At 69.0% G+C, this 14,646-nt stretch carries 18 protein-coding genes and 1 pseudogene; 7 read left to right on the forward strand and 12 right to left on the reverse strand.

All coding sequences use genetic code 11. The features are described 5' to 3' along the window. Positions 1-78: 78 nt before the first annotated feature. Genes gatB through gatC form a run of 4 tightly spaced genes read right to left on the reverse strand, consistent with a single transcriptional unit; the run spans position 79 to position 3,552 of the window. Positions 79-1,581: an Asp-tRNA(Asn)/Glu-tRNA(Gln) amidotransferase subunit GatB gene (gatB, locus tag ABZX92_RS41445; RefSeq protein ID WP_355570960.1), complete on the reverse strand. Its 1,503-nt coding sequence runs from the start codon at positions 1,579-1,581 to the stop codon at positions 79-81. Next, positions 1,578-1,775 (reverse strand): hypothetical protein, encoded by a 198-nt coding sequence (locus tag ABZX92_RS41450; RefSeq protein ID WP_330769925.1) that lies wholly within the window; start codon positions 1,773-1,775, stop codon positions 1,578-1,580. The genes gatB and ABZX92_RS41450 overlap by 4 nt, the downstream gene beginning before the upstream one ends. Beyond that, positions 1,772-3,256, reverse strand: coding sequence for an Asp-tRNA(Asn)/Glu-tRNA(Gln) amidotransferase subunit GatA (gatA, locus tag ABZX92_RS41455; RefSeq protein WP_355570961.1), 1,485 nt, complete (start codon positions 3,254-3,256; stop codon positions 1,772-1,774). The genes ABZX92_RS41450 and gatA overlap by 4 nt, the downstream gene beginning before the upstream one ends. Beyond that, positions 3,253-3,552, reverse strand: a complete 300-nt coding sequence (gene gatC, locus ABZX92_RS41460; protein ID WP_030467875.1) for an Asp-tRNA(Asn)/Glu-tRNA(Gln) amidotransferase subunit GatC — start codon at positions 3,550-3,552, stop codon at positions 3,253-3,255. The genes gatA and gatC overlap by 4 nt, the downstream gene beginning before the upstream one ends. A gap of 230 nt (positions 3,553-3,782) precedes the next feature. On the opposite strand from gatC, the gene ABZX92_RS41465 reads away from it, so the two are divergent. The 3 genes from ABZX92_RS41465 (at position 3,783) to ABZX92_RS41475 (ending at position 5,710) form a co-directional block, all read left to right on the forward strand. After that, positions 3,783-4,436: an ACT domain-containing protein gene (locus ABZX92_RS41465; RefSeq protein WP_355570973.1), complete on the forward strand. Its 654-nt coding sequence runs from the start codon at positions 3,783-3,785 to the stop codon at positions 4,434-4,436. A gap of 94 nt (positions 4,437-4,530) precedes the next feature. Then, positions 4,531-4,980, forward strand: coding sequence for a hypothetical protein (locus tag ABZX92_RS41470; RefSeq protein ID WP_355570962.1), 450 nt, complete (start codon positions 4,531-4,533; stop codon positions 4,978-4,980). Between the two features lie 43 nt (positions 4,981-5,023). Further along, the gene (locus tag ABZX92_RS41475; RefSeq protein ID WP_355570963.1) at positions 5,024-5,710 is read left to right on the forward strand and encodes a Crp/Fnr family transcriptional regulator; all 687 of its coding nucleotides are present in this window, start codon (positions 5,024-5,026) and stop codon (positions 5,708-5,710) included. Positions 5,711-5,716: 6 nt separating this feature from the next. Here the strand turns inward: ABZX92_RS41475 and ABZX92_RS41480 are convergent, their stop codons facing one another. Beyond that, positions 5,717-6,400, reverse strand: coding sequence for a 3-keto-5-aminohexanoate cleavage protein (locus ABZX92_RS41480; protein WP_355570964.1), 684 nt, complete (start codon positions 6,398-6,400; stop codon positions 5,717-5,719). Between the two features lie 128 nt (positions 6,401-6,528). Between ABZX92_RS41480 and ABZX92_RS41485 the strand changes: the two genes are divergently transcribed. Further along, positions 6,529-6,753 carry a hypothetical protein gene (locus tag ABZX92_RS41485; protein WP_045315834.1) on the forward strand — a complete coding sequence of 75 codons (225 nt, stop codon included), beginning with the start codon at positions 6,529-6,531 and terminating at the stop codon, positions 6,751-6,753. Here ABZX92_RS41485 and ABZX92_RS41490 read toward each other — a convergent pair. Then, positions 6,750-7,187, reverse strand: coding sequence for a GNAT family N-acetyltransferase (locus tag ABZX92_RS41490; RefSeq protein WP_355570965.1), 438 nt, complete (start codon positions 7,185-7,187; stop codon positions 6,750-6,752). The two genes, ABZX92_RS41485 and ABZX92_RS41490, sit on opposite strands and share 4 nt — an antisense overlap. Positions 7,188-7,228: 41 nt before the next feature. On the opposite strand from ABZX92_RS41490, the gene ABZX92_RS41495 reads away from it, so the two are divergent. Continuing rightward, positions 7,229-7,657, forward strand: coding sequence for a hypothetical protein (locus ABZX92_RS41495; RefSeq protein ID WP_355570966.1), 429 nt, complete (start codon positions 7,229-7,231; stop codon positions 7,655-7,657). 229 nt (positions 7,658-7,886) lie between these two features. Here ABZX92_RS41495 and ABZX92_RS41500 read toward each other — a convergent pair whose 3' ends face one another. Further along, positions 7,887-8,387, reverse strand: coding sequence for a GNAT family N-acetyltransferase (locus ABZX92_RS41500; RefSeq protein WP_355570967.1), 501 nt, complete (start codon positions 8,385-8,387; stop codon positions 7,887-7,889). After that, positions 8,380-10,497, reverse strand: coding sequence for an NAD-dependent DNA ligase LigA (ligA, locus tag ABZX92_RS41505; protein ID WP_355570974.1), 2,118 nt, complete (start codon positions 10,495-10,497; stop codon positions 8,380-8,382). Before ligA ends, ABZX92_RS41500 begins: the two co-directional genes overlap by 8 nt. Before the next feature lie 41 nt (positions 10,498-10,538). Here ligA and ABZX92_RS41510 point away from each other — a divergent pair, with 41 nt between their 5' ends. Further along, the gene (locus ABZX92_RS41510) at positions 10,539-11,399 is read left to right on the forward strand and encodes a hypothetical protein (protein ID WP_355570968.1); all 861 of its coding nucleotides are present in this window, start codon (positions 10,539-10,541) and stop codon (positions 11,397-11,399) included. On the opposite strand, the gene ABZX92_RS41515 is transcribed toward ABZX92_RS41510, so the two are convergent. From ABZX92_RS41515 to ABZX92_RS41525, 3 genes are read right to left on the reverse strand one after another with little or no spacing between them, the layout of a single operon-like run. Continuing rightward, the gene (locus tag ABZX92_RS41515; RefSeq protein WP_355570969.1) at positions 11,347-11,991 is read right to left on the reverse strand and encodes a hypothetical protein; all 645 of its coding nucleotides are present in this window, start codon (positions 11,989-11,991) and stop codon (positions 11,347-11,349) included. The genes ABZX92_RS41510 and ABZX92_RS41515 overlap by 53 nt on opposite strands. Before the next feature lie 4 nt (positions 11,992-11,995). Continuing rightward, complete coding sequence (locus ABZX92_RS41520) at positions 11,996-12,553, reverse strand: YdeI/OmpD-associated family protein (protein WP_355570970.1); 558 nt, start codon at positions 12,551-12,553, stop codon at positions 11,996-11,998. Continuing rightward, on the reverse strand, positions 12,550-13,071 hold the full coding sequence (locus tag ABZX92_RS41525; protein WP_355570971.1) for a hypothetical protein: 522 nt from the start codon (positions 13,069-13,071) through the stop codon (positions 12,550-12,552). The genes ABZX92_RS41520 and ABZX92_RS41525 overlap by 4 nt, the downstream gene beginning before the upstream one ends. Positions 13,072-13,136: 65 nt before the next feature. On the opposite strand from ABZX92_RS41525, the gene ABZX92_RS41530 reads away from it, so the two are divergent. Beyond that, complete coding sequence (locus tag ABZX92_RS41530; protein WP_355570972.1) at positions 13,137-13,616, forward strand: N-acetyltransferase; 480 nt, start codon at positions 13,137-13,139, stop codon at positions 13,614-13,616. Here the strand turns inward: ABZX92_RS41530 and ABZX92_RS41535 are convergent. Then, positions 13,603-14,646: pseudogene (locus tag ABZX92_RS41535) on the reverse strand (hypothetical protein); the annotation flags it as partial. The gene ABZX92_RS41530 and the pseudogene ABZX92_RS41535 sit on opposite strands and share 14 nt — an antisense overlap.

Here is a 14,646-nt window from a genome sequence, read left to right on the forward strand (position 1 = left end):
CTCGTCGGCGAGGAGGGCGGGCCGGGACAGTCCGGCCTGACGATGGTGCTCTACCTCTATCTTGCTTCGATTGTGTATCTACGAGCAGCGAGCGAGCACGATCTCGCGAACGCGCGCCGCGTCGGCCTGGCCCTTGGTGGCCTTCATGACCGCGCCGACGATCGCGCCGGCCGCCTGGACCTTGCCGTCGCGGATCTTCTGCGCGACGTCGGGCTGGGCCGCGAGCGCCTCGTCGACCGCCTTCTCCAGTGCCGAGTCGTCCGAGACGACCTTCAGGCCGCGCTTCTCGACGACCTCGTCCGGCGAGCCCTCGCCTTCGAGCACGCCGTTGACGGCCTCACGGGCGAGCTTGTTGGTCAGCGCGCCCGAGTTCACCAGCTCGATCACCCTTGCCACCTGGGCCGGGGTGATGGCGAGCTCGGTGAGCTCGATGCCCTTCGAGTTGGCCTGCTGCGACAGGTAGGAGACCCACCAGGAGCGGGCCTCGTCCGGCTTGGCGCCGGCCTCGACGGTGGCGATGATCAGGTCGAGCGCGCCCGCGTTGACCAGGTCGCGCAGGACCTCGTCGGTGAGGTTCCAGTCCTTCTGGATGCGCGCGCGGCGCTCCCAGGGCAGCTCCGGCAGGGTGCCGCGCAGCTCGTCGACCCACTCGCGCGACGGCGCGATCGGGACCAGGTCCGGTTCCGGGAAGTAGCGGTAGTCCTCCGCCGTCTCCTTCTTGCGGCCGGGCGACGTCGAGCCGGAGGACTCGTCGAAGTGCCGGGTCTCCTGGACGACCTCGCCGCCGGACTCCAGCACCGCGGCCTGACGCGTCATCTCGAAGCGGACCGCGCGTTCGACGCTGCGCAGCGAGTTGACGTTCTTGGTCTCGGTGCGGGTGCCCAGCGCGCCGGTGGTCTTCGGCGAGAGCGAGACGTTCGCGTCGCAGCGCAGCGAGCCCTGGTCCATGCGGACGTCGGACACGTCGAGCGCCTTGAGCAAGTCGCGCAGCGCCGTGACGTACGCACGAGCGACCTCGGGAGCGCGCTCGCCGGTGCCCGGGATCATCTTCGTGACGATCTCGATCAGCGGCACGCCCGCGCGGTTGTAGTCCAGCAGCGAGTGCTCGGCACCGTGGATGCGACCGGTGGCGCCACCGACGTGCAGCGACTTGCCGGTGTCCTCCTCCATGTGCGCGCGCTCGATCTCGACGCGGATGACCTCGCCGTCGTCCAGCGTCACGTCGAGCCAGCCGTTGAACGCGATCGGCTCGTCGTACTGCGACGTCTGGAAGTTCTTCGGCATGTCCGGGTAGAAGTAGTTCTTCCGCGCGAACCGGCACCACTCGGCGATCTCGCAGTTCAGCGCGAGGCCGATGCGGATCGCGGACTCGACGGCCTTGCCGTTGACCACTGGCAACGAGCCCGGCATGCCGAGGCACGTCGGGCAGGTGTGCGTGTTCGGCTCGCCGCCGAACTCGTTGGCGCAGCCGCAGAACATCTTCGTGTTGGTGTGCAGCTCGACGTGCACTTCCAGACCGAGGACGGGGTCGTACTTCTCGATGACCTCGTCGTAGTCCATCAGCTCAACCAGAGAGGTCATGCCAACTCGTCCTTCCGCAGAGCACGAACGGCCAGCGCCGCACCGGTGAGCGCCACCGCGATGCTGGCGATCGCGTTCGCCAGCAACAGCTTGTCGTTCTTCGCACGGGCGTTGCGGAAGCCGGAGAACGCTCCCACGGCTCCGGCGACGGCGCCCGCGAGGCCGAGGAGGCCCCTTGCCTTCTTGATGTTCACAGCGACGGACCTCCGAACGCGCCACGGGCGGCTTCGTAGGCGGCACCGACGCGGTACATGCGGTGGTCCTGCAGCGCCGGAGCCATGATCTGCAGGCCGACCGGCAGACCGTCCTCATCGGACAGTCCACTCGGGACGCTCATGGCCGGGGTGCCCGCGAGGTTCGCGGGAATCGTGCAGAGGTCCGCCTTGTACATGGCCATCGGGTCGTTCGCGCGCTCGCCGATCTTGAACGCCGTGGTCGGCGTGGTCGGCGAGATGAGCACGTCGAACTTCTCGAACGCCTTCGCGAAGTCCTGCGTGATCAGCGTGCGGACCTTCTGGGCCGAGCCGTAGTACGCGTCGTAGTAACCGGACGACAGCGCGTACGTGCCGATCATGATGCGGCGCTTGACCTCGGGACCGAAGCCGGCCTCGCGGGTCAGCGACATGACCTCCTCGGCGCTGCGGGTGCCGTCGTCGCCGACGCGCAGGCCGTAGCGCATGGCGTCGAACCGGGCGAGGTTCGACGAGCACTCGCTCGGCGCGATGAGGTAGTAGGCGGGCAGCGCGTAGTCGAAGCTCGGGCACGACACGTCCGCGATCTCCGCGCCGAGCTCCTTGAGCTGCGACACGGCGGCCGCGAAGCTGCGCAGCACGCCCTGCTGGTAGCCCTCACCGCTGAACTGCGTGACGACACCGACGCGCAGGCCGGACAGGTCGCCCTTCAGGCCCTCGCGGGCAGCGGCGACGACCGGCGGCACCGGCGAGTTGATGGACGTGGAGTCCATGTGGTCGTAGCCCGCGATGACCTCGTGCAGCAGCGCGGCGTCGAGCACCGTGCGCGCACACGGACCGGCCTGGTCCAGGCTCGACGAGAACGCGACGAGGCCGTAGCGGGAAACGCCGCCGTAGGTGGGCTTCACGCCGACGGTGCCGGTGACCGCGCCGGGCTGGCGGATCGAGCCACCGGTGTCCGTGCCGATCGCGAGCGGCGCCTGGTTGGCGGCCAATGCGGCGGACGAGCCACCGCCGGAGCCGCCGGGGATGCGCTCCAGGTCCCACGGGTTGTGCGTGGGCCCGTAGGCCGAGTTCTCGGTCGACGAACCCATGGCGAACTCGTCCATGTTCGTCTTGCCGAGGATGACGACGCCGGCTTCCTTGAGCTTGCGCGTCACCGTCGCGTCGTAGGGCGGCAGCCAGCCTTCGAGGATCTTGGAACCGACCGTGGTCGGCACGCCCTCGGTGGTCATGACGTCCTTGAGCGCCAACGGAACACCGGCGAGCGGGCCCACCTGCTCGCCCGCCTTGACCGCGTCGTCGACCTTGCGGGCCTGCGCGAGCGCGCCCTCGGCGTCGACGTGCAGGAAGGCGTGCACGCGTTCGTCGGTCGCGGCGATGCGGTCCAGGTGAGCCTGCGTGACCTCGACGCTGGAGACCTCACCGCTGTGGATCTTCGCGGCGAGCTCGGCCGCGGTGGCGTGGATCAGGTCGTTGGTCATGCTTCCTCACCCAGGATGCGGGGCACGCGGAACCGGCCGTCCTCGGCTTCAGGAGCGCCTGAGAGCGCCTGCTGCTGACCGAGGCTCGGACGGACCACGTCCTCGCGGAAGACGTTGGTCAGCGGAACGGCGTGCGACGTCGGCGGGATGTCGGCCGTGGCGATGTCGCCAACGGAAGCCACCGACTGGAGGATCACGTCGAGCTGGCCGGCGAACAAGTCGAGCTCGTCCTCGGTAACAGCCAGCCTGGCGAGCTTCGCCAGGTGCGCGACCTCGTCGCGGGAGATGCTGGGCACTCCTGTCAACCCCCGTAGGGTCGGGATACGAATCGGGAACCCCGTGAGTCTATGGGCTGGTCAGTGCGGTCTTCGAACGGGTTACCGTGCAGGACGCTGACCGACCACTCAACTTAACCGTTCCGCAACGCGGACAGCAGGTCATGCGTTGACGATGCGTCTGCGAGAATCACCGACCGGCAACGGCGCGGGACGCGGGGTCTCACGCACGAGCTATGGAGGCGTTCACCTTGTCGTTCCTGATCCGGGTCCAGCTCCCGGACCGTCCCGGCACCCTCGGCGCGGTCGCAACGGCATTGGGCGAGATCGGGGCGGACATACTCAGCGTCGACGTGGTGGAACGCGGCGGCGGCCTCGCCATCGACGACCTCGTGGTGGAACTGCCGTCCGGCCGGCTGCCCGACACGTTGATCACCGCGGCCGAATCCGTCGAAGGCGTCGAGGTCGACGCGGTGCGCCCCTACGCGGGCATCCTGGACACCCACCGCGAGCTGGAGCTCGTCGAGGAGATCGCCGACGACCCGCGCAAGGGCCTCGAGGTCTTCACCGAGGGCGTCCCGAAGATCATCCGCGCCGGCTGGGCCGTCGTCGTCGGCCCCGAGGGCACCGGCATCAACCGGCTGACCGCGTCGTCCGCCGCGCCGGAGACCCGGATGGCGGACGCGCCGTGGTTCCCGCTGGAGCGCGCGACCGTGCTCGACGGCGAGGAGGAGTGGGTGCCGGAGACCTGGCGCGAGCTGGGCACCGAACTCGCCGCGACGCCGTTGGGCAAGCCGGATCGGGTGCTCGTCGTCGGCCGTCCCGGCGGGCCGATGTTCCGCGCCGCCGAGGTGGCCCGGCTGGCGCACCTGGCCGGGATCGTGGCGGTCGTTCTCCCCGACTGACTTTCGCGGCCCCGTAACGAATCGGGCCGGTTGTGCGTCCGGTGACGCAGAAGAAGTCGCTCGTCCGCGGAGTTCACGGGTTCCATCGGACCACGTGAGCGACAACAACTACCGCGCGTTCGCCGCTCTGCTGGTCGCGCTGCTCCTCGGCGGGGCCGGCTGCGGTGTGCTGCGGCACGGGAGCAGCACCCCATCGGACGACGGCGCGGGGCTCGACGGGAACAGGCCACCGTCGACCGGTGGCCCGCCGGTGCGCGACCCCGGTCTGCTCGTCGGCGACTGGCAGCCGTCGGACAGCACCGCCGCCAAGTCGTTCACCGGCAACGACGGTGCGTGCCAGGGCTTCTTCTACGACCGGGGCGCAGTGGCCGACGGTTCGATGACGTGCATTATTTCAAGTCAGGCGGACTCGAATGGCCGATTCGCATTACAGGTGACCCGGAAACCGGACAAAGCCAGCTACCAGGTCGAATTCGATTCGTCCGATCAGGCGACGGTCTACAACTCCGATGGCGTGGAGATGTACCGGATCAGCCGATTCTGATCCACCGCCGTTACGTTTGCTCCGCACCGACGATGTACTGATCGTGCCTGCCATTCCGCATTTGGCCGCCGTGACCACCGGGCATCGGGTGGGGAGTTTCTGGCGTCGGCTCGACGACACCGAACGCACCGCCCTGGTCTCCGTGTCCGCCCTGCGCCGGTTCGACACCGGCGCCACCCTGATCCGGGCGGGCGAGCAGGAGAACTGGGTCGCGATCCTGCACCGGGGCCGCGTCCGGACGGTGGCCGCCGACGGCAGGACGCCCATCGCGGTGCGGTTCGCCGGCGACATCGTGGGCGAACAGGCGGTGCTGGACCACGAGACGAGGCCGGCGACGGTCCGGGCGGAGACGCCCGTGCAGGCGCTGATCGTCGAGGGCGCCGCCTTCAACCGGTACCTGAGCCAGCGCACCAGGGTTCTCCGAGTCCTCTGCGCGGTGGTGTCCGAACGCCTGCGCGAGTCCGACCGCACCATCGCCAGCCGGAACGACTCCTTCACGAAAGTCGCCGGGATGCTGTTGCGCCACGTCGACGAGTTCGAGTGGACGAATGGTGGGCGAATCAGGTTCGACATCCGTTCACAAGCCGCATTGGGCGAGTCGCTGGGCTTGTCGCGGGAGTCCGTGGTGCGCGCACTCAAACTGCTCAGGAAGGACGGCGTCATTGCCACCCATCGGGGCGTGATCACCGTCAACGACGTCGCCGAACTGCGTGCGCGCGCCCGGCGATGACAAACGCTAGCTCGGGGCCCTGGATTTCTGATTTCTCCGGGCCATCGCGACCAGTTCGGCGTTGGTCTTGGCGGTGCGCCCGTCCGGCATGTGCAGCGTGTCCTCCAGGCCCATGCGCACGTGGTGTTCGAGCGTCGCGGCGTAGCTGAACACGGGCCAGGCCTGCTGGTCGCGGCCGTGCAGCAGGATCGGCAGGCCGAGCGGTTCCACCTGCCGCAGCAGGGTTTCCGCGGTCTGCTCGGTGGCGGTGACGGTGATCCTCGTGACGCCTCTGGGCAGATCATCGAGCTGTGCCGGGCTTTCCACGACCAGTTCGACCGCGACGTTGACCTGGTGCAGCGCTTGGGCGAGCTGACGCCAGCCCGGTTCGCCGACGTGGACGCTCGCGATGTCCGGGCGGCCGGCCGCCAGTGGACCCCAGCTGGCGATCAACGCGGTGCGGCTGCCGGGCACGTTCGTCGACACGCTGATCTCGATGCCCGGCACGGCGGCTCGCACCGTGGCGATCGTCGTGGCCACTTCAGGGCCGACGAGCGTCGGTGCGCCGATGACGTCCCTCGGGTGGATGTGCACACTCGTGACGCCGAGTGCCGCGACGTCGGCGGCGTCCTCGGCGAGACGCTCGGGGGTCAGCGGCAGGGCCGGGTGCTCCTCGGCTGTGCGGGAGCCGTTCAAGCAGGCTTGCAGCACGGTTCATACGGTCCCACACAATCGTGGCCGCCGCGTTGCTCCAACGGGTTTCACCGCCGTTCTGCGGGCTTCGTGATCTGGCACCAGAATCGGCCGTGATCGCCCCACCAACGGAGGTAAAGAAGATCATGGCCGTCACCGTGAACCTCGACATGCTCCTCGACAAGGCTTACGAGAACCTCCCGCTCACCGAGATCCTGGACGCCCCGGTCGACGCGCTGCAGGGCGTGAGCCCCGGCGACGCGGAGAAGCTGAAGGCCGCGTTCAACATCAAGACCGTGCGCGACCTGGGCACCAACAAGTACTTCCGCGCCGCCGTCACGTTGCTGGACCTGGAGTCCACGGCCCGTTAGAGCATGATCCGGTAGTGCACGAACGGCGTTTTCTCCGCGACCTGGTCGTAGAGCCGGCGAGCTGTCTCGTTCCACTCGCTGGTGTGCCAGTAGACGCGGGCGCACCCGCGCCGCTTCGCCCACTCCACGACCGCCTCGATGAGCGCGCGGCCGACGCCACGGCCGCGCGCGTCGGGGGCGGTGAAGAGGTCCTGCAGGTAGCAGACGTCTGGGCCCGACGTGCTGGGGTGCTGGAAGTAGTGCGTGATGCCGACGATGGCGCCGTTCTCGTCGCGGGCGCATAGGGCGTGCATGGACTCACCCCGCAGGAACTTCTCCCACTTCTCGTCGTAGGTCTCGGGCGCGAGCGTGCGTTCGTAGAAGGTGTTGTACCCCTCGAACAGCTCCTGCCACCTGGCGCGGTCCGCGGTGGTGAGCGGGCCGATCGCGATCATGTTGATCCTTTGCTTTGGTTCTTCTTGGTTCACCCGGTTGGATGACCATCGTGTCGACGACCCTCACCACCGACCTGCTGCTGCACCGCGCGGGCACCAAGTCGTACTGGCGCGGCCTGACCTACCGCGACTCCGTGCAATCGCTGCGGGTGCACAGCCGGCACGTGGCGGCGCGGGTGCGGGGCAGCGACGAGGCGGCGTACGCGGTGGAGTTGTCGTGGTCGGGCACGCACCTGGTGGGCGAGTGCAGCTGTCCGCACGGGTCGGAGGGCTTCTTCTGCAAGCACTGCGTGGCGGTCGGGCTGGTGCTGCTGGACCGCGGTGAGACGGTGCCGCCGCCGGACGCCGAGGACGTCGAGCTGCGCGACGTGCTGAGAGCCTTGCCCGCGGAGGTGCTGCGCGACCTGCTGTACGACCAGGCCGCCGGAGACCTCAAGCTGCGGGCGCGCATCATGTCGTCGCGGGGGTAGGAGGTTCCACCCCGCTGGCCGGTTTCCCGCCGCGCCGCACACCGGCCGGCCGCGGAATGCTGACGTACCAGCGTTCGTCGATCCTCGACACCGCCCGCGTTGCTGCTGCAGCAGACGGCCAGCACCCGTACGGACGTGAGCAGAGCAGCGACAGGTCTCATGCGCGAACCCCCATTCGCGATCACCAGTGGCTGTCCGGTGGACGCCTCGGTACGCGGGCCGGTTGCACCTAGAGCGGCATCCCGTACGCGTAGGCCATCAGCTTCACGCCGGGCAACGGCGCCCAGTCGCGTTCCGGCAACCGCGTGAACCCCAGCCGCTCGTACAACCGGTGCGCCGCCGCCATCTTCTCCGACGACGACAGCACCACCTGGCCGACACCGGCGGCGCGGGCCCGGTCGATCACCGTGCGCACCAACGCCTCGCCGACGCCGCGACCACGCGCCGAAGCGGCTACCGAGAGCATGCGGAACTCCAGCTCGCCCGGCTGCGAGATCTCCGCGTAGGGCGTGCCGGGGTGCACCACCGTGACCGAGCCCAGCACCGCACCGGACTCGTCGACGGCCACGAGCAGCTCGGCGTCGCGGAACCGGGCGGCCGAGTCCGCGAGCGTGTCCGCGTAGTCGTCGGTGCCCTCCAGGTAACCGTTGACGCGGTAGGCCTCGACCGTGACGGAGCCGACCGCGGGCAGGTCGGCCTCCGTCGCCGGGCGGATGATCAGGTCAGCCATCTGCACCCTCTTCCCCGATGACGGCCACCTCCCGCGCCGCGTCCGGCCCCTGTTCCAGCAGGACGCGGAAACCCGCCTCGTCGAGAACCGGGACCTTCAGGGAGATGGCCTTGTCGTACTTCGATCCTGGCGAGTCGCCGACGACCACGAAAGCGGTTTTCTTCGACACCGAGCCCGCCGCCTTGCCGCCGCGGGCCAGGATCGCCTCCTTGGCGCTGTCGCGGGAGAACTCCGTCAGCGAGCCCGTGACCACGATGGACAGGCCTTCGAGGTTGCGGGTGATGGACGCGTCGCGCTCGTCCTCCATCCGCACGCCCGCGGCCCGCCAGCGTTCCACGACGTGTTGACGCCACTCGGTTTCGCGCCACTCCACGACCGCGGTCGCGATCGTCTGGCCCACGCCCTCTGCGCCCGCCAGCACCTCCTCGTCCGCCTCGATGATCGCGTCCATCGAGCCGAACTGGAGAGCGAGCGCGCGGGCGGCCGTGGGGCCGACGTGGCGGATCGACAGCGCGACCAGCACCCTCCACAGAGGACGCTCCTTGGCGGCTTCGAGGTTGTCGAGGAGCTTCAGGGCGTTCGCGGACAGCTCGCCGTTCTTCGTCTTGAAGCGCTCGATCTGCTGCAGGTCATCAGCGTCGAGGTCGAAGAGGTCGGCCTCGTTCGTGTACACAGTGGACTCGGTGATCGCGGCGGCGGCCTCGTAGCCGAGCACCTCGATGTCCAGCGCGGCCCGGGAAGCCAGGTACGCCAGGCGTTCGCGCAGCTGGCCGGGGCACGTCTCCGCGTTGGGGCAGCGGATGTCCACGTCGCCCTCCTTCATCGGCCGCAGCTCGGCGTTGCACTCGGGGCAGCGCGTCGGCATGACGAACTCGCGCGCGTCGTCCGGCCGCGCGGCCAGCACCGGGCCCAGGACCTCGGGAATCACGTCGCCCGCCTTGCGGATGACGATGCGGTCGCCGATCAGCACGCCCTTGCGCTTCACCTCGGAGCCGTTGTGCAGCGTGGCCCGCGCGACCGTCGAACCGGCGACCTTCACCGGTTCCATCACCGCGAACGGCGTGACGCGACCAGTGCGGCCGACCTGGACCTGGATGTCCAGCAACGTCGTGGTCGCTTCCTCCGGCGGGTACTTGTACGCGATGGCCCACCGCGGCGCGCGCGACGTCGTGCCCAGCCGCCGCTGCAGCGACACCTCGTCGACCTTGATGACCACGCCGTCGATCTCGTGGACCGCGTCGTGCCGGTGCTCGCCCCAGAACTCGACGTGCTCGCGGATGGCCGCCGGATCGGTGAGCACCTTGGTGTGCGGCGAGGTCGGCAGCCCCCACGTCTTCAGCGCCTCGTACGCCAGCGACTGGCGGGCGACCTCGAAGCCCTGCGTCTTGCCGATGCCGTGGCAGATCATCCGCAGCTTGCGCGACGCGGTGACCTTCGGGTCCTTCTGCCTGAGTGAGCCGGCAGCCGTGTTGCGCGGGTTCGCGAACGGCGGCTTGCCCTGCTCGACCAGCGAGGCGTTGAGCGCCAGGAAGTCCTCGACCGCGAAGAAGACCTCGCCACGCACCTCGACCAGGTCCGGCACCGGGTACTCGTCGGAACCCTTGAGGGTGGTGGGCACGTCCGCGATGGTGCGGACGTTCAGCGTGACGTCCTCGCCCGTCCGGCCGTCGCCACGGGTGAGTGCGCGCGTCAGCCTGCCCTTCTCGTACAGCAGGTTGATCGCGAGGCCGTCGATCTTCAGCTCGCACAGGAAGTGCGTGCCCTCGCCGACGTCCTTCTGCACGCGCTCGAACCACGCGGTCAGCTCGTCCTGCGTGAACACGTTGTCCAGGCTGAGCATGCGCTCCAGGTGGTCGACCGCCTTGAACTCGGTCGAGAACGTGCCGCCGACGAGCTGCGTCGGCGAGTCCGGTGTGGCCAGACCCGGATGCTCGGCCTCCAGCGCCTCGATCTCCTTGAGCAGCGCGTCGAACTCACCATCGGTGACGATCGGGTCGTCCAGCACGTAGTAGCGGAACTGGTGCGAACGCACCTCTTCCGCGAGGACGGCATGCCGCTCGCGCACCTCAGCCGGGACGTCTTCAAGGCTTTCGCTGGTCACGCCCCACAGCGTAGTAACGAGGTGGCCGGCGGGCGCGAGAACACGGTGTGATGCGCGGTGTCGGGTACTCGCTGTTGTCCCTCGCGGCCGGTTCGGTGCTGGTGTGGCTCGACTGGCACGCCGGCTCCGCGAATCCCGCCGTGCCCGTCGACCGCACGGCCATGATCGTCACGGTGGTCGTGCTGACCGTGCTGCCGCGGGTGCTGGGTCCGGTGGCGCCCAACCGCACGGCCCGCATCGTCCGCGCGGCGGGCTACGTCTCGATCTACGCGCTGCTCGGTGCCCTCACGGCGTTGTCGCGGTACGCGGGCGGCCGGTTCGACCACTTCACGGCGTTCGACCAGGCCAACTGGGAAGCCGACATGCGCAGCGGCGCGGTGGTGGGCGGGGTGTTGCTGGTCCTGCTGATCGGCGGATACGCCGTGGCGGTGCTGACGGTCACGTCGCAGCGGATGGCCGTCGAGCCCAGGACGTTGGCCGTTGGCGTGTTCTGCGGTCTCGCCCTGGCGTTGGCGGTGTACGCGTTCATGCCGGTCGGGAACACCTCGCACGCGTTCGTGCTGGCCTTCGTGCCGCCCGCCGCGCTGCTGGCGGCCGGTGTCCTGGCGCGTCAGGGAGTCGTCGCCGGGCTGTGCGCGGGCGGCACCGCGGCGCTGGTGCTCGCCACGCTCACCATCGCCACGATGGTGCTGCTGCCGGGCCAGGTCGACCTGGAGTGGGCGAACCCCGACCCGGCCGCGCCCCACGGCACGTTGTTCGAGCTGCAGATGAGCGTGGGCGACGCGGCCGTCCGGTATCAGCTCGGCCTGCTGCTGGGGCCCTTCGCCGGGCTGGTGTGCGGGTTCCTCGGCAGCTCGTTCACTCGTCCTCGGCGAGTGTCCGGACGAGCGAGCGGAGCTCCAGCAGGCTGATCGTGCCTTCGGGCTCCAGCTGCGCGGTCTCCACCCGCCGCAACCGCTCTCCCGCGAGCCGCTCGCCCAGGGTGACGTCGAGCGGCAGGAACGTCATCGTCTGCCGCTGCTGTTCGGTGAGGTTCGCGAGCGCGGGGTGGTAGACCGCGACGTCCACGACGTCACCGTCCACCTGGGCCACCACGCGGTAGTCGCCGAGCCGCATCTTGACCTGGCCGAGGTTGATGATCACCTCGGTCGGGTCGGGCACCGGCGGCACCGAGTCGTGGAACTCCCACACCATGTCCGTCGGCGGCGCTTTGCGGATCCACGCGTCGGTGTAGGGCCGCAGCCGCGGATCCTCCTGGCCGGTGACCACCAGCGCGTACATCGCCAGGTGGCCCTGTTCGAGCGAGAAGATCAGGTCCGGGTGCAGGCTCTTCACCAGCGCGCCGAGCTCGTCCTCGACCCGGTGCGGCTCGCCGTCGCCGAGCGCCGCACTCACCACCGGCACCAGCTCGAACCACCGCTCCCAGAAGCGCTGGGCGGCTTCCTCGGCGTTCGGCAGGTGGGTTTGCTCGGCGTCTTCGGCTTTGCGGCGGAACCACTTCATTCGCTCAAGCGTAGAGCTTGCGTCCGTCCGCCAGCATGTCAACGAACTGGGCGATCCTCCTTCGCCTCGTCTCGGCCCGTTTCGCGTCGTGGATGCGCAGCAGGATCGCGTACCGGTTCTGGCTGTTCAGGGCCTCGAACGCCTGCTTGGCCTTCTCGTTGGCGGCGAGCGCTTCGACGAGGTCCGGTGGCACCTCGATCGTCGCCGGGCCCGCGTAGGCCGCCTCCCAGCGTCCGTCGGCTTTGGCCTTCTCGATCTCCTTGAGGCCCGCCGGCAGCATCTTGCCCTGCGCGATCAGCTCCTCGACCTTGGCGCAGTTGCGTTTGGACCACTTGCTGCGCGCCTTCCGGGGCGTCCACCGCTGCGAGTAATACGTCTCGTCGATCGACCGCACGAGCCCGTCGATCCACCCGTGGCACAGCGCGACGTCCAGCGCTTCGTCGTAGGTGATCGTCTTGATCTTCGAGCTCTTCTTGGCGTACTTCATCCAGAGCTCGGTCTCGGTGGCGCCGTTCTCGTGCAGCCACGCGTCGAACTCGGCCGGTCCCGCGAAGACGATCAACGCACCCTCCTCAGGCAGAGCGTCATCTCCTCATAGGGAACACCGAGTTCGGCCTCCGCGGGACAACTTTCTTTCTCCACGCCAACTACCTGCACGTTCACCCGCGGCGCTGTGCAGTCGAACTTGGACACGACCGATCGCTGGAGATCCTCGGTGTCCAGCTCGAAGCAGTCGCCCCGCGCGGCGTTCGGCAGCAGGCACAGCGCCGCGTTGTGCCTGGTGTCGCGCAACACCTTGTAGTCGCCGCGCGGGCACTCGCCGCTGGTGTTGCTCAGCACGGTTCCTACTTTGAGCGCCGCCTTCTGGTTCTCGCAGTCGATGACGGTGAGGCCCAGGTCGTTCTCGCCCGGCCCGGTGAACCTGACGCAGCTGCCCTTCTCCGCCTTCGAGTAGTCCGTGAGGAAGAGGGCCTCCGCTGTCTTGGGTGCCGGCTCGTCCGCGTCTGTCATCAACCACCACAGGACGCCGTAAGCCAGCACGGCGAGTACGCACACCATCACGGTCTGTCTGACAACCACGCGGCGGATTATGGCTTTGAAAATAGAGTGGCGCGCGTCGACTCCGTTGGCCACAGTCCGGTCTCATGCTGATCCGCCGGGAAACGCCCGCCGACATCGACGCCATCCGCACGGTCACCAACCTCGCGTTCAACAACGGGCCGGAAGCGCCGCTGATCGACTGGTTGCGGGAGGACGAGGGCTGGATCCCGGCGTTGTCGCTGATGGAGGACAACGTGCTCGGACACGTCGTCTGCACGCGCGGGTACATCGGCGACCTGCCGGTGCTGGGACTCGGGCCGATCAGCGTCCACCCGGATCATCAGCGGGCAGGCATCGGTTCGGCGTTGATGCATGCGGTTCTGGGCGCGGCGGAGGCCCGGGACGAGCATGCGGTCATCCTGTTGGGCGACCCCGGGTACTACTCGCGGTTCGGGTTCCGGCTGGCTGCGGAGTTCGGGATCACGCCGCCGGTCGACACGTGGGCGCCGCACTTCCAGGCCCGGTTGTTCGGTGAGGTTCCCGGTGGGGCTTTCCGGTACGCGGAGCCGTTCAACCGACTTTGACCACTGTGCCGTCGGCCTTGCGGGCGTACACCGTGCCGTCCGGCTGGGCGGACACGGTGTCGATGAAACGGCTCTCACTCAACGGTTCCCATGCTGTTGCCAGCCGGTGCGGGCGGCCGTCGACCAGCGTGTAAAGGCCGACCGTCCCATCAGGACGGAGCACCGCTTCCGGTGAGCTGTCCAGACCGGTCGCGACCTCACGCCACGCACCCGCCTCGTTCACCACGAGCGCGGCACCGGACCGGACGTACACGGCGATCGACCCGTCCGGGCGCACGACCGCGGAGGGCTTGCCGACGGCGAACCCCGGCGGGCTCACCGGAATCGATCCCGATTCGCGGGCCCCCTGGGGGGAGCTACCCCCCATCCCAATCATCGCAGCAGGGTCTGACAATTTCGCGACGCTGCCATCGGCCAGCACGGCGTACAGGGCGACCGTCCCATCAGGACGAAGAACGGCCTCCGGATCGCCCGCCACACCCGCGGCCACCTGACGCCAAGCACCATCAGACAGCGCCATGACCTCGCCGCGCACAGTCCGGGCGAACACGAACCGCCCCGCCACCGACGGACGTCCGACAAAGGAGCCGGCAGTGCTCAGGCGCGTCCGGCCAACCCACACATCGCCGTCCTCCACCACATGAGTACCGCCGTCGACCACCTCGGGCCCGCCCTGCCAGGCCTGCCGCAACATCGAGGAGGCGCGCGACTCGGCCAGGTCGTAGCGCTCCGGACAGCACGACCGCTGCACCGCGTCAGCCAGCAGACCCGGCGTCAGCTCCGGCCGGTCCACCTTCAGCGCGTACGAGAAGAACCGGCGAGCCGCGTACGACACGTCCATGATCTCCGCTGGTGTGCCCCAGCCCATCGACGGCCGCTGCTGGAACACGCCGAGGGAGTCCGCGTCGCCGCAGTCGAGGTTGTTCATGTGCGACTCGACCCACCCCGCCTCGAACCCGGCGAGCATCACCTTGTCGCTCACGTCCAGGCATGCACGCTCAGTCCGGTGCGTTCGGCGACCTGTCCGATG

This window comes from Lentzea sp. NPDC006480, assembly GCF_040611995.1.
Classification (GTDB): domain Bacteria; phylum Actinomycetota; class Actinomycetes; order Mycobacteriales; family Pseudonocardiaceae; genus Lentzea.